General features: G+C 72.4%; 16 protein-coding genes. 8 read left to right on the top strand and 8 right to left on the bottom strand.

The window, feature by feature from the left end; translation table 11 throughout:
• Nucleotides 1-198 precede the first annotated feature (198 nt).
• The 5 genes from ACGFWJ_RS23035 to ACGFWJ_RS23015 form a co-directional block, all read right to left on the bottom strand.
• The gene (locus ACGFWJ_RS23035) at nt 199-783 is read right to left on the bottom strand and encodes a hypothetical protein (protein WP_392952527.1); all 585 of its coding nucleotides are present in this window, start codon (nt 781-783) and stop codon (nt 199-201) included.
• A 108-nt stretch (nt 784-891) separates the two neighbouring features.
• On the bottom strand, nt 892-1911 hold the full coding sequence (locus ACGFWJ_RS23030) for a PstS family phosphate ABC transporter substrate-binding protein (protein WP_392952524.1): 1020 nt from the start codon (nt 1909-1911) through the stop codon (nt 892-894).
• A gap of 357 nt (nt 1912-2268) precedes the next feature.
• Nucleotides 2269-2649, bottom strand: coding sequence for a hypothetical protein (locus tag ACGFWJ_RS23025; protein ID WP_392952522.1), 381 nt, complete (start codon nt 2647-2649; stop codon nt 2269-2271).
• The gene (locus tag ACGFWJ_RS23020; RefSeq protein ID WP_387642598.1) at nt 2646-2999 is read right to left on the bottom strand and encodes a DUF1508 domain-containing protein; all 354 of its coding nucleotides are present in this window, start codon (nt 2997-2999) and stop codon (nt 2646-2648) included. Before ACGFWJ_RS23020 ends, ACGFWJ_RS23025 begins: the two co-directional genes overlap by 4 nt.
• Nucleotides 3000-3267: 268 nt before the next feature.
• Nucleotides 3268-3798, bottom strand: coding sequence for a hypothetical protein (locus ACGFWJ_RS23015; protein WP_392952519.1), 531 nt, complete (start codon nt 3796-3798; stop codon nt 3268-3270).
• 251 nt (nt 3799-4049) lie between these two features.
• On the opposite strand from ACGFWJ_RS23015, the gene ACGFWJ_RS23010 reads away from it, so the two are divergent.
• Entirely contained in the window at nt 4050-5111 is a 1062-nt protein-coding gene (locus ACGFWJ_RS23010; RefSeq protein ID WP_392952516.1) for a sensor histidine kinase, read from the top strand.
• A complete protein-coding gene (locus tag ACGFWJ_RS23005) occupies nt 5108-5755 on the top strand; it encodes a response regulator (RefSeq protein ID WP_387642601.1) in 648 nt (215 codons plus the stop codon). The genes ACGFWJ_RS23010 and ACGFWJ_RS23005 overlap by 4 nt, the downstream gene beginning before the upstream one ends.
• Before the next feature lie 9 nt (nt 5756-5764).
• Here the strand turns inward: ACGFWJ_RS23005 and ACGFWJ_RS23000 are convergent, their stop codons facing one another.
• Nucleotides 5765-6406, bottom strand: coding sequence for a hypothetical protein (locus ACGFWJ_RS23000; RefSeq protein WP_392952513.1), 642 nt, complete (start codon nt 6404-6406; stop codon nt 5765-5767).
• A gap of 336 nt (nt 6407-6742) precedes the next feature.
• Here ACGFWJ_RS23000 and ACGFWJ_RS22995 point away from each other — a divergent pair, with 336 nt between their 5' ends.
• A complete protein-coding gene (locus tag ACGFWJ_RS22995; protein ID WP_392952510.1) occupies nt 6743-7987 on the top strand; it encodes a hypothetical protein in 1245 nt (414 codons plus the stop codon).
• A gap of 90 nt (nt 7988-8077) precedes the next feature.
• Here ACGFWJ_RS22995 and ACGFWJ_RS22990 read toward each other — a convergent pair whose 3' ends face one another.
• Nucleotides 8078-8236, bottom strand: a complete 159-nt coding sequence (locus tag ACGFWJ_RS22990) for a hypothetical protein (protein WP_392952507.1) — start codon at nt 8234-8236, stop codon at nt 8078-8080.
• Nucleotides 8237-8253: 17 nt separating this feature from the next.
• On the opposite strand from ACGFWJ_RS22990, the gene ACGFWJ_RS22985 reads away from it, so the two are divergent.
• A complete protein-coding gene (locus tag ACGFWJ_RS22985) occupies nt 8254-9102 on the top strand; it encodes a MerR family transcriptional regulator (RefSeq protein WP_392952504.1) in 849 nt (282 codons plus the stop codon).
• Nucleotides 9103-9298: 196 nt separating this feature from the next.
• On the opposite strand, the gene ACGFWJ_RS22980 is transcribed toward ACGFWJ_RS22985, so the two are convergent.
• Nucleotides 9299-10165, bottom strand: a complete 867-nt coding sequence (locus tag ACGFWJ_RS22980; RefSeq protein ID WP_392952501.1) for a hypothetical protein — start codon at nt 10163-10165, stop codon at nt 9299-9301.
• A gap of 347 nt (nt 10166-10512) precedes the next feature.
• On the opposite strand from ACGFWJ_RS22980, the gene ACGFWJ_RS22975 reads away from it, so the two are divergent.
• The 4 genes from ACGFWJ_RS22975 to lanL all read left to right on the top strand — a co-directional run bounded on the left by ACGFWJ_RS22975 (nt 10513) and on the right by lanL (nt 16245).
• A complete protein-coding gene (locus ACGFWJ_RS22975) occupies nt 10513-11001 on the top strand; it encodes a tyrosine protein phosphatase (protein WP_392952498.1) in 489 nt (162 codons plus the stop codon).
• Nucleotides 11002-11136: 135 nt separating this feature from the next.
• A complete protein-coding gene (locus ACGFWJ_RS22970; protein WP_392952495.1) occupies nt 11137-13380 on the top strand; it encodes an MMPL family transporter in 2244 nt (747 codons plus the stop codon).
• A gap of 196 nt (nt 13381-13576) precedes the next feature.
• On the top strand, nt 13577-13738 hold the full coding sequence (locus ACGFWJ_RS22965; protein ID WP_392952492.1) for an SflA family class IV lanthipeptide: 162 nt from the start codon (nt 13577-13579) through the stop codon (nt 13736-13738).
• Nucleotides 13739-13740: 2 nt separating this feature from the next.
• Nucleotides 13741-16245, top strand: a complete 2505-nt coding sequence (gene lanL, locus ACGFWJ_RS22960) for a class IV lanthionine synthetase LanL (protein ID WP_392952489.1) — start codon at nt 13741-13743, stop codon at nt 16243-16245.
• Nucleotides 16246-16252 lie beyond the last annotated feature (7 nt).

Raw genomic sequence — 16252 nt, 5'->3', positions numbered from 1 at the left:
ACAGGGAGCGGAGCGGCGACGTTCGGCGGCTCCGACGATATTCGGCCATTCACGTCTGACCGGATGCTGTCCACCAGGTGTACGAGGCCCCAATTGGTGCTCGAATCAAAGGAACTGACGCTCCATCAGCTCACGAACGCGCGTACCGCCCGACCCTGCTGGGTCGAGCGGTACGGGAGTTACGAATGTGACGATGCGTCAGGAGGCGGGCGTGTAGGCGACCGTGAAGGAGCCGACGCTCTGGCCCGCGGTGAAGAACGAGGTACGCAGCTTGCCGTCCAGGTACTGTGCGCCGGCCGGGTCGAGCGTCAGCGAGGAGGCCGACAGGTTCTGGGTGGTGCCGCTCTTGGTGACCACGGTGTCGCCGGCCGGGTCGAACAGCGCGACGGGGGTGGTGGAGCCGTCCGGGACGCCGGTGACCTGCCAGTTGTCGACGGAGAACGCCAACTGGCGGAAGGCGACCGCGCTGCCGGTCCGCGCGTCGACGAACAGCAGGCCGCCGCCGAACTGGATGTTCCCGTAGAACTGGGCGAGGTTGCCGGAGCCGTCGGTGACGGGGAAGCTCGCCGACAGGCCGGTGTTCGCGTCGTACCCGGCGGTCGCGGTGGGCAGCGGCACGGCCACGATGCCCGCCTGCGCGGCCTGCTGGAAGAACGCGTTGCTCTCGCGGATCACCGCGTTGCCGGCCGCGGGCGCGGCCGAGGCGGTGGTCGCGGAGGCGGCGGTGACGGCGATCGCGAGGCCGGCGGCAGCGGCGGCGATCCGGGCGAACGTGCGGGACATCGTGGCTCCTTCGAACTGGGTGCGGGGTACGTCGTGCACGGCGCGTGGGCCGCCGCCCGTCCCCGGTGAACTGCGGGACGGGCGGCGGTGGTTGAGCAGGGCGGAAGGTCAGTGGATGATCGCGCCGCAGCCGGCGCCCGGCAGCGGCAGGAAGCCGTAGCTGATGATGTCGGCGCGGCCGGTCGGGCCGCAGATCCAGCCGGTGGGGCCGAAGATGGCGCGCAGCGCGGTGCCCTGGGTGGTGGTGGCGGTGTAGTCGCCGTCCCGCAGGACGTTGAACAGCACGCGGCCGTAGCTGCCGCCGGCGAAGGCGGGGCTCAGGGTGTTGGTCGGGGTCAGCGGCGCGACGCCGTTGACGTTGCGCAGGGTCAGGCTGCCGCGGTTGTCGGTGCTGGTGGTGTGGCCGTTCAGCTGGCCAACGTAGTGGCCGACGGAGTACGGGAAGACGGCGCCGGGGTCGGTCAGGCGGGAGTCGGTGCCCTCGTTCTCCTCCGGGCCGCTGACGACGCAGGCACCCGGGGTGACGTTGCCGATGGCCTGCAGGAAGAAGGAGCGGGTGCCGGAGCCGCTCTGCGGCAGGTACGCCTTGATGGCGCCGTTGCCGCCGCCGAGCTGCGACCAGTCGGTCTTGACGCAGGTGTAGATGTCGACCAGGTTCGCGGTGGTCAGGTTCGCCGGGGCGAGGCCGCCGGTCGGGGCGGACCAGGTGACCGCGTCCTTCGCGAAGGCGACGAAGTCGTCGCTCGCCGGGTCGGTGGACTGGGCGGCGCGGGAGGAACGGGCGAAGTCCAGGGTGAGGTTGTTGGTGGCGTTCAGCGCGCTGATGCCGGCGCCCGAGCCGTTCGGGCGGGCGATCGTGGAGCCGCCCGACTTCGGGGTGATCGGGCTGGTGCCGGTGGCGTCCCAGCTGTACAGGCGCGGCGTGGTGGTGTCGGTGGCCGGCAGGGTCGCGTTGTAGTCGGTGGAGAACTGGGTGAACAGCGCCTGCGTGGTGTCCGAGCCCACGCCGACGATGTCCTTCGCGGCGGGGAGAGCGGCGGGGTCCGCCATGGCGGGAACGGTGGCAACAGTCGACAGGGCGGCGGTGAACGCAACGGCCGCGAGCGCCTTGGCAGCGGTGTGACGCATGGTCCTCTTCCTCCGAGGGGGATCGTGCCTCGCTGGACCGGACCTGGCGGGGTCCGGTACCGGGCAGCTCCGCGGCTTCCCGGCGGAGTGATCCTCGCCGCTGCCGACCGCCGCCCGGAAGGCTCTCCCGACTCCCCCGCCCCGCCGTCCGCCCTTGCCGCGCTCTCGCAACCTTGCTGGCCAGAGGGCTGATTGGGGCACCTTCACCCTTCCTCCCCGCCATGGACACGTTCTTCTCCAGGTGTGCTCACGGGGGCACCTCGGCCATCTCCGCTTCACCCCCGCACCACCGACACCGCCCGGACAAACACGAACCCCCCTCGTGAACATCCGGGAGCCCGTCTCACACACCTCAACTCACCAGGGGTTCCCGGACGTTCGCCACATCCGCCGCACGTGCTCGACGCCCTGCAGGAACCCGGTCACGCTCTGCCGGCACTGGTCGCGCCGCAGGTAGCCCCGGGCGCTGCGGGCCACCGCCTCCCCGCCGGCCGCCCCGGCCCGGGTACTGCGGGCGGGCAGGTACGCGGTCCAGGTCCACTGCCGGTCCTCGCTCTGACTGAGCACGAACCGCAGGGCGGCCCGCTCGGCGAGCAACTCGGCCACACCGGATGCCAGTTCCGGTTCCGAACGGTAGCCCCGGACGGCCGTGGCCAGCCGCCGCCCGTTCGCGGCGACCAGCGACCATCCGGCCCGTCCGTCCGCACCGCGCACCGGCACCAGCCGCGGGCCGCTCACCGCCCGGCCCCGGGCGCGGCGGTCTCCGCCATCCGGGCCAGCAACGCCATGAACCGGCGGAACGCGTTCTGGCACGTCGCGTAACGCTCGTACGCCCGACTGGACTTGACCAGCGGATTACCCCGCACCCCCGGCACCACCCAGGTCCAGCCCAGCCCACCCCGCACATGGGTGATCCGCGCCACCAACGCCGGTCCCAGCGCCACCAGTTCGGCGAACGCCCGCTCGGCGTCCCCGGGGGAGTCGTAGACGGACGAGGACACCGCCACCACCCGCCCGTTCAAGGCCTTCAACTGCCACTGGAACCGCCCGTTCGCCGCCCGCTCCGTACCCAGGCCCTCCCCGCGCACCGCCCGCCACCCCCCGGGTCTCCACCGGCCCGAGACCGCCCTCGGCCACGGCGCCGCACGCCCGCCCGCCCCGCACACACGCACGAACCGGACGCACATCGTCACGCCGCGAACGCTATGTGTGCACAGACGACGTCCGGAAGCGGAATCCCTCCTGAGCTGCCTCTGTTCGCCCCGAAGTTCTCCCTTGTTAATGCACCCACCGCCATGGGATCCGCCAACTGACGGACGCCCAGGGCGAGTCGGTGGGTGCATCGGCAAGGGAGTCTCAGACCCGAACCGCGACCACCCTGGACGCGTTGTGGGCGCGGCGGGCGTGGTCCACCGTGACCGCCGCCAGGAGCGGGCCCCAGGCCACCAGGGGCAGGTAGCACAGGGTCATGATCACGCCCGCGAGGCCGTGCGGCGAGTCCGGGTTGCTCATGTTGTGCTGCCACGGGCCCATTGCCGCGGACCAGGTCACCGCCGTCACCGCCAGTGCCCCCAGGGTGGCCGGGAACAGGGCCACCCAGGCGGGGAAGATCCGGCCGCCGAAAGCAGGGACCCAACGGGGCACCCGCCGCCCCCAGGGGCGGACCAGGCCGATCGTCAGGAACGCCAGTGCCTCCGCCAGCGCGCTCAGGGCCAGCACGTAGACCGTGCCCCAGCCGGGCATCCAGCGGCCGAACATCCGCTCCAGGTCTCCGTGGAAGCCCACCGGGAGACCCACACCCAGCGCAACCCGCCACAGGCCCGACGGCACCACCGACCAGGCCGCCGCCCGCGCCGCCCGTACGGCCCACCGCGGTGCCGGTTCCATGTTCTCACTCACTGCTCGTCCTCTTCTCGTGCCTGGTCGGCCGACCGCCGGCCACACCGAGGACTCTGCTGCCCGCCCCCACCCCGCCGGCAGATGCCGAACGGCCAAGCCCCGGGCCGGAGATGTGCCGATCGGCACACCCGCACCCGGCCCGGTCGCCCCTAGGGTGATCACATGAACGGGGACCAAGGGGCAGCCGCGTACACGCGAGAGCGCCCCACCACAGCAGCAGCACCCGCCGGAGTGCGCTTATGAGCAGCGAACTCCTTTGGGACGCAGCGGGGTTCGCGGTGTCCGGAGCGGTGATCACGTGGGCGCTGTACCGGCCCCGACGGACCGAACCGGCGGCGGCGCTCTCCGTCGCGCTCAGCCTCGCCGCCGGGTGGGCCGGTCCGTACCGTGCCGGGGCGCCCGCCGTGGGGCTGGCCGGGGTGGTCGAACTCGCCGCGCTGCTGGGGCTGGTGGCGCTCGCGGTCCGGCACGGGCGGCACCGCTCGGCGCTGTGGCCGGCGCTGGCCACGCTCGGCTGGCCGATGCGCTTCGTCGGCTTCGAGCCGCCGCTGTTCGCGTTCGGCGCCCTCGCGGTGGCCGTCGCCTGCACGGTCGGCCGCTACCTGCACTCGCTCGACCGTCAGCGCGAGCGGGCCGTGGCCGCCGCCCGGCACGCCCAGCGGATCGAACTCGCCCACGACCTGCACGACTTCGTCGCCCACGACGTCAGCGGGATGGTCGCGCTGGCGCAGGCCGGGGCGCTGCTCGCCGAGCAGTCACCGGACCGGGCGGCCGCGCTGTTCGCCCGGATCGAGCAGGCCGGGCAGCAGGCCCTCTCCTCGCTGGACCGCACGGTCGACCTGCTGCGCGCCCCCGACCGGCCCGAGGACGGTTCCGACCGCACGACACACCGCAGCCTGGACGAGCTCCCGGAGCTGGCCGCCCGGTTCACGGCCACCGGCGGCCCGACCGTCCAACTCGCCATCGACGCAGGCCCGGTGGGACGTGAGTGCGCCGCCACCGTCCACCGGATCGCCGTCGAGGCACTCACCAACGTCCGCCGCCACGCCCCGACCGCCCGCACCGTCCGGATCGAACTCGCCTGCACCAGCGACCGGTTGGAGCTGCTCGTACACAACGACGGCCCGTCCGCCGCCCGGCGTTCGCGTCCGCGCGGCGGTCACGGCCTGGCGGGTCTGGCCGCCCGGGTCGAGGCCCTCGGCGGCACGTTCCACGCCGGCTCCGTCCCGGACGGCTGGCAGATCACCGCCGCCTTCCCGCAAACCCCACAAGCCCCGACCCCTCACCCGGAGACCCCGTGACCATCCGGATCCTGCTCGCCGACGACCACGAGGACATCCGCACCGCGTACCGGATCATCCTCGACGCCCAGCCGGACATGCAGGTCGTCGCCGACGCCCCCGACGGCCGCACCGCGCTCCAACTCGCCCGCCGGATACGGCCGGACGTCGTTCTCGCGGACATCCGCATGCCCCACCTGGACGGCCTGGACCTCACCTGCCAGCTGGCCGGCCCGGACGTCGCCGACCCGCTCCGGGTGGTCGTCGTCACCACCTTCGACCTCGACGAGTACGTCCACACGGCGCTCCGCCACGGGGCCAGCGGGTTCCTGCTCAAGCGCTCCAGCCCCGCCCTGCTGGCTGAGGCGATCCGCGCCGCGATGGCCGGAGACACCCTGATCAGCCCGCAGTTGACCCTCCGACTGCTACGCCACTACGCCCCGCCGGAGCCGTCCCAGCAGGCCCCGCGCGAGGCCCTCAGCCCGCGCGAGCGGCAGATCGCCGAGCTGGTCTCGGACGGCGCGACCAACGCCGAGATCGCGGCCGACCTGTTCCTCTCCCCCGGCACCGTCAAGAACCACCTGGCCAACATCCAGCGCAAACTCGCCACCCGCAACCGCGTCGGCATCGCCGCCTGGGCGCTGTCCCACCGCGCGCGCCACTGACTCCCGCGCTCAGTGGAACAGCTTCAGGCCCGCCGGGGTCAGCGCCCAGTCACCGAGCGGGTTCTCGCCGATCCGCACCGCGTACAGCACGCCCTGCGCCCCGAAGTGGAACACGGCGACCGGGGCGTCCCGGTCCTCGCTCGCATAGCCGAGGGTCTTCGGGGCGGCCGGCGCCGGATCGCCGTACACCACCGAGGGCTCACCGAACTCGGCGATGACATCGGCCAGTTGACGGCGGTCCTCGGCCCAGTCCAGCACCCGGTCCAACAGCTGCCGCAACTCCTCACCGCCCAGCGCCCGGTCCAGCCGCAGCCAGCCCCGCCGGTGGGCGTCCTCGCCGTACTGGGAGGCGACCAGCGGCGGGTCGGCCTCGCCGAAGCTGCCGCGCAACAGGGTGGAGATGGTGCGGGAGTTGGTGTCGGCGATCCAGGCCGTACCGCGCTCGCCGTCCGGGTCGGCGGCGGCCAGCGTGTTGAGCAGTTCGACCACGGCCGCCGTACCGCCGAAGAGTTCGGGGTACCGGACGGCCTGGTTGAGCGAGTCGAGCAACTCGGCCCGCCGGGCCTCGCTCAGCTGCGGCCGGACGGCGTCCCCATCAGTGATCGAGTCGGCGATCGGGGCGGGGGGAAGGTGGCTGGTGGGGGAACTCATGAGGTCCAGTGTGCCGGGTTGCCGGCCATTCGGCGGCAAATGGGGCAGCGCGTCCGCCGCCCGTGTTCCAGCACCCGTGCGAGGACGGTGAGTTCGAGCACGACGGCGTGGCGGACGCCTCCGCGGCCCGGCACGGTCAACGGGGAGTCAGCGCGGCGACACCTTCCGTCGATTGGCCGGATCGTTGCACGACGGCGATATCTGGCATCCCGTCATATATCCAACCATACTGCCTGGTACTGGAGTTGACCTGTGAGGAAGTTGTGGAGAGATTGGTGACGCCTCGGGGCTTCCGCGGCGTGTCTCCGATCCCAAGCGCCAGTGAGTGAGTAGCACATGCGCCACCCCAGAGCCCTCCGCACCGCCGCCGTGACGGCCGCCGTCGGACTGATCACCGCGCCCGCCGTCTACACGGCCTTCGCAGCAAGCGGCAACACCTACGCCGTGAACCTGCACCAGGCCAAGGACCTGCCGATAACGGCGGCCGGGTTCGGCGGCCACGGCAGCTGCAACACCGTCCCAAAGAACCAGGACGGTTGGCACTTCGTCCTCTCCGGCAACAGCACCGACTTCGTCAAGCTCACCGTCACCTTCGAACCGGGCGGCCGCCAGGTCGTCACCGACTTCGGCCCGCCGAACGCCAAGCACGCCTACGTCGGCTCGGCCAAGGGCGCCAAGCTCACCTCGGCGGTCGCCGAGGTCCGCGGCGGCGACGTCAACAAGCTCAACTTCAACCTGAGCGACACCTGCCTCGCGACCGGGGTGACCCCATCGCCGTCCGGCTCGCCCGGCCCGAGCACCAGCCCCTCGCCCTCGCCGTCCGCGTCGCCCTCGCCCTCCGCCTCCCCCGCTCCTTCCGCGTCGCCGTCGCCGAGCCCGTCCGACAGCCCCTCGTCCTCTCCGAGCCCGTCCGACAGCCCCTCGCCGTCGACAGGTCCGTCGGAGAGCCCCTCGGAGTCCCCGAGCCCGTCGGAATCCCCCAGCCCCTCGGAGTCCCCGAGCCCGTCGGACACGCCGTCCCCGTCGCCGACCCCGTCCAACTCCCCGTCGCCGTCGGCCGATCCGACCGAGAGCCCGTCGGAGTCCCCGAGCCCGAGCACCTCGCCGTCGCCTTCGCCCTCCGAGGAGCCGAGCCCGAGCTCCAGCCCCGCTCCGTCGACCAGCCCGTCCGACGACCCCGCGCCCTCGCCCTCGCCGAGCCCGTCCGCGAGCTCCCCGGAGTCCCCTGCCCCGAGCACCTCCCCGTCCGAGGAACCGTCCGGCGGGCCGTCCAGCAGCCCCTCCGGCAGCCCCTCCGATTCGCCGTCCGGTAGCCCCTCGCCGTCGGCCGATCCGTCAACCGACCCGTCCAGCTCCCCGGACAGCAGCACCGCCCCCTCGTCCACCCCGTCCGGCAGCCCCGCGCCGTCCGTCGGCGAGTCGGCAGGGACGAGCACTCCGGCCTCCACCTCCGGCAGCCCGCAGGACGACACCCTCGCCTTCACCGGCGCCGACGTCCTCGGCACCACCGTGGCCGGTCTCGCCCTGATCGGCGTGGGCAGCGCACTGGCAATGCGCCGCCGCAAGGGTGCCCACCAGTAAGTCCCGCGCACCGCACCCAAGTTCGCGACGCGCTGGAGAGCGGCGGCGGTGGCCCGAAAACCCACCCCCGCCGCACCTCCGCGAACCCGGCTACGCCGACCGTCCCGCCCGGCACTTCGCCCCGGCCCGCATCCGCTCCCGCAACACGGCGTGGTAGTACGCGGACTGCTCGTCCCCCGGGTCGAGGTACTTGCTTCGTTGGCATTTGCTCTCGTTCTGGGTGCTGCGTTTGAGGTTCCTGCGGGGCAAGGCTCTAGGTTCGGGGCATGGTGGATGGACCCGAGCTGATCACGGTCGGTCAGCTGGCACGCCGTACCGGCCTGACCGCGAAGGCCCTACGGCACTACGACCGGGTGGGACTGCTGGCGCCCGCTGCGATCGACCCCGACACGGGCTATCGGCTCTACAGCGCCGAGCAGATCGCGCCCGCACGGTTGGTGCGGCTCCTGCGTTCGGTCGACGTCCCGCTGGACCAGGTGCGCGCCTGTCTGGCCAGTCCGGAGGACGAGGCTGCGATCAAGCAGGTCCTGATCCAGCACCGGGGCCGCCTCCAGGCACGCTTGGACCGGGTCCGGGGCGACCTCCACCGCACCGACCATCTGATCGAGGACGGAGTCACGACGGCGATGACCAACCAGGACACCCAGACCACACCCGTTGCCGCAGGCGATGAACGGCGAATGGCCGTCGACCTGTTCAACGGGGTGTGGCGGCTGCTGGAGAAGGAGGACCGCAGCGTCGAGGAGGACGACCGGATGCTGCACATGGCCCACGCCTCGCGCTACCACTGGGGCCAGGTCGGCGCCCCGGTGAACCTCAGCCGCGGCGAGTGGCAGTGCTCACGCGTCTACTCCGTACTGGGACGGGCCGAGCCCGCCCTGCACCATGCGCGACGGGGCCTGGAACTCTGCCAGGCGCACGGCATCGCCGACTGGGACCTGGCCTACGCCTACGAGTCCCTGGCCCGGGCCCACGCGGTGGCCGGCGACAAGGACCAGGCCCGCGCGTGGACCGAGCAAGCCCTGGCCGCAGCCGAGGACATCGCCCAGGACGAGGACCGCGAACTGCTCCTCACCGACCTGGAATCCATCCCCGCCCAACCCCGCTTCTGGTGACCCGCCCGCGCCCCACCCGCGACCTGAAAGAACAACAGCCCTGACCAGCACCACCTCCGCTGCAACGCGCTCGGGGACCTGCTGTTCGACCTCAGTCCCAGCACCCCGCGCGCCGAGCAGGACCACGCCCTCCACCTGAGTCCGAAGAGCGCCACTCCGGGCAGGAGTGGCGCTCTTCGATGTCGTGCGCGGGGAGTTACTGCCCCCAGGTCCCGGTGGACCAGATCGCGCCGCCGCCGCGCTTGTAGATGACGAAGTTGCCGTCGTCCTGGAGCAGGGCGTACGCGCCGGGGCTCCACGAGGTGCCGGTGGACCAGATCGCGTCCGTCAGTTGGGCGGCGGGCTTGTAGAGCACCAGGTTGCCGTCCTCCTGCATCTGCAGCATGGCTCCGGGGTTGCCCCAGGTGCCGGAGGACCACAGCACCTTGTCGTCGCGCTTGCGGTACATCACGATGTTCCCGTCCGGCTGGACGACCAGCCAGACCGAGGCGGACTGGGTCCAGGAACCCGAGGTGATCAGCCCCCGCGACCCCGGGATCCCGGGGCAGAAGGCGGACGGCGTCTCGAAGGTGTAGGTCGACCAGCCCCGGCCATCGGTCGCGACCGAGAGGGTGCCGCCCGGGTAGAGCCGCACGACGCCGCTGCGCTGCCCCTGGGTGCCGGAGGACCAGAGCGCGCCGCCGGTCTCCGCGCTGCCGCCGGCCTGGTACACCACGAAGTTGCTGTCGGCCTGCAGAACGGCGTAGGCGCCGGGGTGGCCCGAGGTGCCGCTGCTCCAGATCACGTGCTTCGGGCCGCCCGTGGAGTTGAGCAGGTAGAGCACCAGGTTGCCGTCGGCCTCCATCACCAGGCTGGAGACCTTGTCCATGGCGACCAGGCTGTCACCCGACCGCAGTTCGTGCCCCCGGTAGAGCTCGACCGAGCCCGGCCACGGGTCCTGCGACAGCGTGCACTTGGGCGACGGCGGCACCGGATCGGCGGCCTGGGCAGTCGGCACCAGGCCGACCATGGCGGCGGCGGCCAGCAGGCCGGCCGCCGCAGTACGGATCACGCGTCGACGCATGATCTCCCCCCTCGGGATCTTGCTCCGATGTTTCGATCGCGAAGATAACACGCATCAAGCTGATGCAATGTCACTACCCTGTGTGGGTAAAGTCCTTCGCCGAATCCGCGGCCGCCGACCCCGGCCCAGCACGCATCGCCCGCAAACCGGTGCTATCTTCGGCAGATGCGCGAGTTTCTCCACACCGCGCACCTCACCCGCACTTGCCGAGCAAGCCCGGCCACCGGCCGTTCTGGTGCTCCTCCGCAGCGGGCCAGCCACCGCAGGAACAGGTCCAACTCCCGTTCCCCCACGGCTATTTCCGACCATCGAAGCCAGCAAAAGCCCGTCGCCGCAAAAGGAATATCATGCGCCCCACCCTGTTCACCGTCGAACGAGCCGCCCCCGGCCGCCTGAGCACCATGGCCCGCCCGCGCGGCGGCGACTGGCTGGCCGACGAGTTGGCGACCCTCGCCGCCGCCGGGGTCACCGACCTGGTCAGCGCCCTGACCGCACCGGAGTGCGCCGAACTCGGCCTCACCGCCGAACCGGAGCTCGCCGTCGCGGCCGGCCTCCGCTTCCACAGCCTGCCGATCCCGGACTTCACCACCCCCGACCACGCCCAAATACGGCCCACACTCGACGAGTTGACGGGAATCCTCCGGTCCGGCGCCCACCTGGTGTTTCACTGCCGCGCGGGCATCGGCCGGTCCTCCCTGCTCGCGGCATCCGTGCAGATCCTCGACGGCCTGGACGCCGACACCGCCTGGGCACGCATCGCCCGCGCCCGCGGCCTCGCCGTCCCGGACACCGCCGAACAGCGCGCCTGGACCGACTCCCTCACGCCCTCCCCCTGACCTGGCGTTCAGATGATTTGCCCGTGTCGCGCCGCCCGCGCACTCGCGGGCGGAGCGGGCCCGCCTACCGTCGGAAGCTCCGGTCACCGTGCGTGGTGACGGTGGACCCAGACGGTGGACTCATGGGAGGGCCGAATGCCCGCGTCGGAGAACCGGTCCGAGCGCCGATCGGCGGCTCCGCGCAGGGGGTTGCTGTGGCGGGTGGGCGAGTGGTGTGCCCGGCATTCGGTGGTGGTGATCGTCGGCTGGCTGCTGGTGCTGGCGGGCGCCCAGATCGCCAACCGGACCGTAGGTGGTACGTATTCGGACGATTTCTCGTTGTCCGGTACGCAGTCGCAGAACGGCCGTGAGGTGCTTCAGGTGCACGAGCCGTCCGCGGGCGGGACGAGCGCGCAGGTGGTGCTGCACGACGACCAACCGCTGACGGACTTCCAGGCCCAGGTGAACCAGGCGGTGACGTCCCTCCAGCACCTGCCGCACGTGCTGTCCGCGCAGGATCCGTTGCCGCCGCAGGGGCAGAGCGCGCCGCCCGGCGGCCCACTCTCCTCCGACGGGCGTACGGCGTACATCACGGTGCGGTTCGACGCCAATCCGACCACGTTCGGCGACGACTACCTGTCGCAGGTGGACACCGCGGTGGCGCCGCTGCGGCAGGCGGGGGTGCAGGTCGAGTACGGCGGTCCGCTGGGCGAGTTGGCGCGACCGGCGCCGGACGACCGGGTGAGCGAGCTGATCGGGTTCGCGGTGGCGGTGCTGGTGCTGCTGATCGGTTTCGGCAGCGTGATCGCGGCCGGTCTGCCGCTGGTCAGCGCGCTGGTCGCGGTGGTGCTGGGCCTCGGGCTGCTGGGTCTGCTGGCGGCGCTGACCACGTTCGCGACGGTCGCGCCGACACTTGCCACGATGATCGGACTGGGCGTCGGCATCGACTACGCGCTGTTCCTGCTGACCCGTCACCGGCAGAACCTGATGGACGGTTCGGACCCGCCGACGGCGGCGGGCCACGCGGTGGCGACCAGTGGCCGGGCGGTGCTGATCTCCGGCTGCACGGTGGTGATCGCGCTGGCGGGCCTGTCGGTGTCGGGCATCGCGTTCATGGCGAAGCTGGGCCTGGCCGCGGGTGTCACGGTGGTGACGGCGGTGTGCGGCGCGCTGACGCTGCTCCCCGCGATGATGGGCCTGATCGGGCGCCGGATGGATCGTTTCACCGTGCGCACACCGGTCGCTGAGGGCACCGGACCGGACGGCGCGTCGCCGACCGGCATGTGGCACCGCTACGCGCGCCGGGTCGAGCACCGTCCGTGGTGGTACCTGGCAGCGGGGCTGGTGACGGTGCTGGTGCTGGCGATTCCGCTGCCGTCGATCCAGCTCGGGCACATCGACGACGGGGCGGACCCGGTGTCGTTCACCGACCGGCGGGCGTTCGACCTGATGTCCGCCGCGTTCGGGCCCGGCTCCAACGGGCCGCTCACCGTGGTGGTCGACCAGACCGCCGTCCCGGCCGCGGACCGTCCCGCGCTCGCGTCCTCCGTGCAGCAGGCGCTGACGAACGTCCCGAACGCGGCGAGCACCGCGCCGTTGCAGACCAGCGGCGACGGTGACGTGCTGTTCACCACCGTCACCCCGGCGCAGGCCCCGCAGGACGAGGACACCACCGACCTGGTGGGCCACCTCGCGGACACCGTGCTGCCGAACGCCGTCAAGGGAACGGCCGCCGCCACGTACGTCACCGGCACCACGGCGGCGCAGGTGGACTTCCTGGATCTGGTGGCGAGCCGGCTGCTGCCGATCATCGCCGTGGTCGTCGCCCTCGCTTTTCTGATCATCCTGCTGGTGTTCCGGGCGCCGCTGGTCGCATTGAAGGCGGCGATCCTCAACCTCGTGTCGATCGCCGCCTCGTACGGCGTGCTGGTCGCGGTGTTCCAGTGGGGCTGGGGCGGGCCGGCGCTCGGGGTGGCGGGCAAGGTCCCGATCGAGAGCTACGTGCCGATGATGATGTTCGCGATCATCTTCGGCCTCAGCATGGACTACGAGGTGTTCCTGCTGTCCCGGGTGCACGAGCGCTGGCTGGTGACGGGCGACAGCCGCGGCGCGGTGGCGCACGCGCTGGAGACCACCGCGCGAGTGATCACCTGCGCGGCCCTGATCATGGTCAGCGTGTTCGCCGCGTTCATCGTCAGCGACAACGTGGTAATCAAGATGATGGGCCTCGGCCTCGCCGTCAGCGTGCTGATCGACGCGACCGTGGTGCGACTGCTGATGGTCCCGGCAGCCATGACACTGCTCGGCAACGCCGCCTGGTGGACGCCCCGGTGGATGGACCGGGTGCTTCCGCACATCGACACCGAAGGCTCCAACACGGCATCTCCTCCGCGGAGTTGATCTCATCGCCGAATCCGATTGCACACGCCCCGCTTGTGCGCGAACCGTGAAGTCGGAGCGACCCGCCCCCTTGTCAGCTCCACCGATCCTCCCTACCTTCGTGATCCAGGACGTCGGCCCCACCGGGCCGGGCAGTCCTCGGAGTCCGCCGACCCGCGGCGGCAGCCGGAGACACCACACGACCTGGAGGCGTCACATGCCCGTTGCCACCCTCACCGAGATCCGCGATGCCGGCCCGCTGCTGGTCGACGACGACAACCTCCTCTTCGAGGACGACGACCGCGCCGACCACGACCCCACCGCCTGCCTGGTCGACCCGTGGGTGACCGCCACCACCCGCATCGCCTGCGACCGCTGACGGTGACCGGGCCCATCGCCGGCCGCCGTGCCTGGTCCGACGACATCTGGTCGTACCTGCTCGATCCGCGGATGCCGGCGATGGAGCACGGTTGGAAGCTCCACATCTCCGCTCGCCCCAGCACGCTTCACACCGTCCTCGCCCTCGTCCTGCCGGTGCTGGAGCAGCACGTCTGCCACGCCAAGTGGGCCCGCGACCCGGACACCCTGCGTACCCTCAACTCCGGTACCGAGAACGCCGCTTCGGTCGGCAAGGCATTCACGATCTACCCCGCCCCGGACGAACTCCAGCCGCTGGCCCACGCGTTGACCGCCGCACTGCGCGGACACCTCGGACCGCAGATCATCAGCGACCGCCGCCTCGACCCCGACGCCCCGGTGTACTACCGGTACGGCCCGTTCACCGGCGACTACCGCACCGGCCGCGGGGGGCGCCTCGAATCCGTGATGACCGGCCCCGACGGCCGGGTCTTCGACGGCCTGGCCGGCACCACCTACCGCTGCCCGCCCTGGGCCGAGGACCCGTTCGCCCCGCCCGCACCCGCCACCAACTCGGGCTTCGGCGGCGGCCGTTACCGCGTCACCGGCGGCATCACCCGCAAGCCGCAGGGCAACGTGTACCGCGCGCTCGACCAGGTCACCGGCACCACCGTGGTGGTCAAGCAGGCCCGGGCGTACGTCGCCGAGGACGCCCACGGCACCGACACCCGCGACCGCCTGCGCCACGAACGCGCAATACTCGACCTGCTCGTCACCACCCCCGGCCTGCCCCGCGCGCTCGACTACTTCCGGCACCGCGACGACGAGTACCTGGTGATGACCAGCTGCGGCGACCGCGACCTGCGCCGCGAGGTCCAGACCCACGGCCCCTACCGCGACGCCGAGTTGGGCCCACGCCGGCTGCTCCCGCTGGCCCGCGAACTGCTCCGCGTCCTGGACGGCATCCACCGCCGGGGCGTGGTCGTCCGCGACCTCAAGCCCAACAACGTGGTCCTCGCCCCCGACGGACGCTGCCACCTGATCGACTTCGGCACCAGCGCCGTCCACGGCACCGGCCCCGCCGGCTCCACCCCCGGCTACAGCGACCCCGTGGTCCGGCCCGACACGGCTGCTCAACCCGCCGACGACTACTACGGCTTGGGCATGACGCTGCACTTCGCCGCCACCGGAATGGACCCGGTGATCGTCGACCCCGACCCGGCCGTCAGCCGCGAACGCACCCTGGCCGCGCTGGAGTTCGCACTCCCGGGCGCTGCGCACCAGCAAGTCCGCGCCCTGATCGCCGAGTTGACCGACCTCGACGCGACCGCCCGCACGGCGGGCGCGGCCCGCCTCCGCAACGCCGAACCGGCCGCCACCGCCCGGAAGTTTTCAGGCCCGCGCCTCTCCCCCGACCTCCTCGCCGAAATCCTCGACCACACCACCGCGTACTGCGTCGCCGAGGCCCGGCGGATCGCCGACCCCGAACTCTCCGCCCGCGCCGCCGTCCCGACCCCGATCGACCTCTACAGCGGCAGCGCGGGCCTCGGCCTGGAACTCCTCCACCACCTCGACCGCCCGGGCGTCCGCGACGCCGTCACCGCGCTCGCCGACTGGACCGCACACCAAACCCGCACCCTGCCACCGGGGTTGTACTCCGGCCGCACCGGCGTCGACCTCTTCCTCACCGCCGCCGGACTCCCGCCCGGGCCCGCCATCGCCCTCCCCACGCACGGCCCCGACGGCAGCGGCCCGCCCGAGGCCGACCTGATCGACGGCATCGCGGGCATCGGCCTCGGCCACCTCCACCTCGCCCGCCACGAAACCCGCCACGGAACCCGCCCCGACACCCACCACGGCGCCCGCCACCTCGCCGTCGCCGCCGCCTGCCACGACCTGCTCACCACCGGCCGCGCCCGCCTCGCCCCCACCGCCTCACCGCGCCCGGGCGACGCCGCACTCACCCAGGGCCTCGCCCACGGCGACGCCGGAGTCGCGTACTTCCTCCTCGAGTACGCCCACACCACCGCCGACCCGACCGCCCTGGAGCACGCACACCGCGCCTGCGCGCAGCTCGCCGCCGCCACCCCCGCGATCATCGACGCCGCCAACCACCCTGCGGCCACCCGCCGTTACGGCTCCTGGTGCCGCGGCCTGGCGGGCATCGGCACCGTCCTGGCCCACGCCGCGGACCGGCTCGCCGACCCCACGTACCGCACCCTCGCCGAACAGTCCGCCCGCACCTGCCTGGCCATCGCCCCGCGGATGCCCCTGGTCACCCAGTGCTGCGGCCTGGCCGGGGTCGGCAACCTGATGCTCCAACTCTCCCCCGCCGCGGAGGAGTTCCACGCCGCCGCCACCACCGTCGCCACCCTCCTCCTCACCCGCACCGCCGGCCCCCCGCCCCACCCCGTCTTCCCCGACCCCGGCCTCACCCGCCCCGCGTTCCCCTACGCCACCGGCACCGCGGGCGTCCTCACCTTCCTCCGCCGCCTCGCCGACCCCACCGAGCCTGCGCCACTCCCCTGACGATGAC

Origin of the sequence: Kitasatospora sp. NPDC048407 (genome assembly GCF_043200475.1) — a bacterium.
Lineage (GTDB): Bacteria > Actinomycetota > Actinomycetes > Streptomycetales > Streptomycetaceae > Kitasatospora.
Note: the sequence above shows the minus strand (reverse complement) of the source record. Positions and strands in the feature narration are given on the sequence as shown.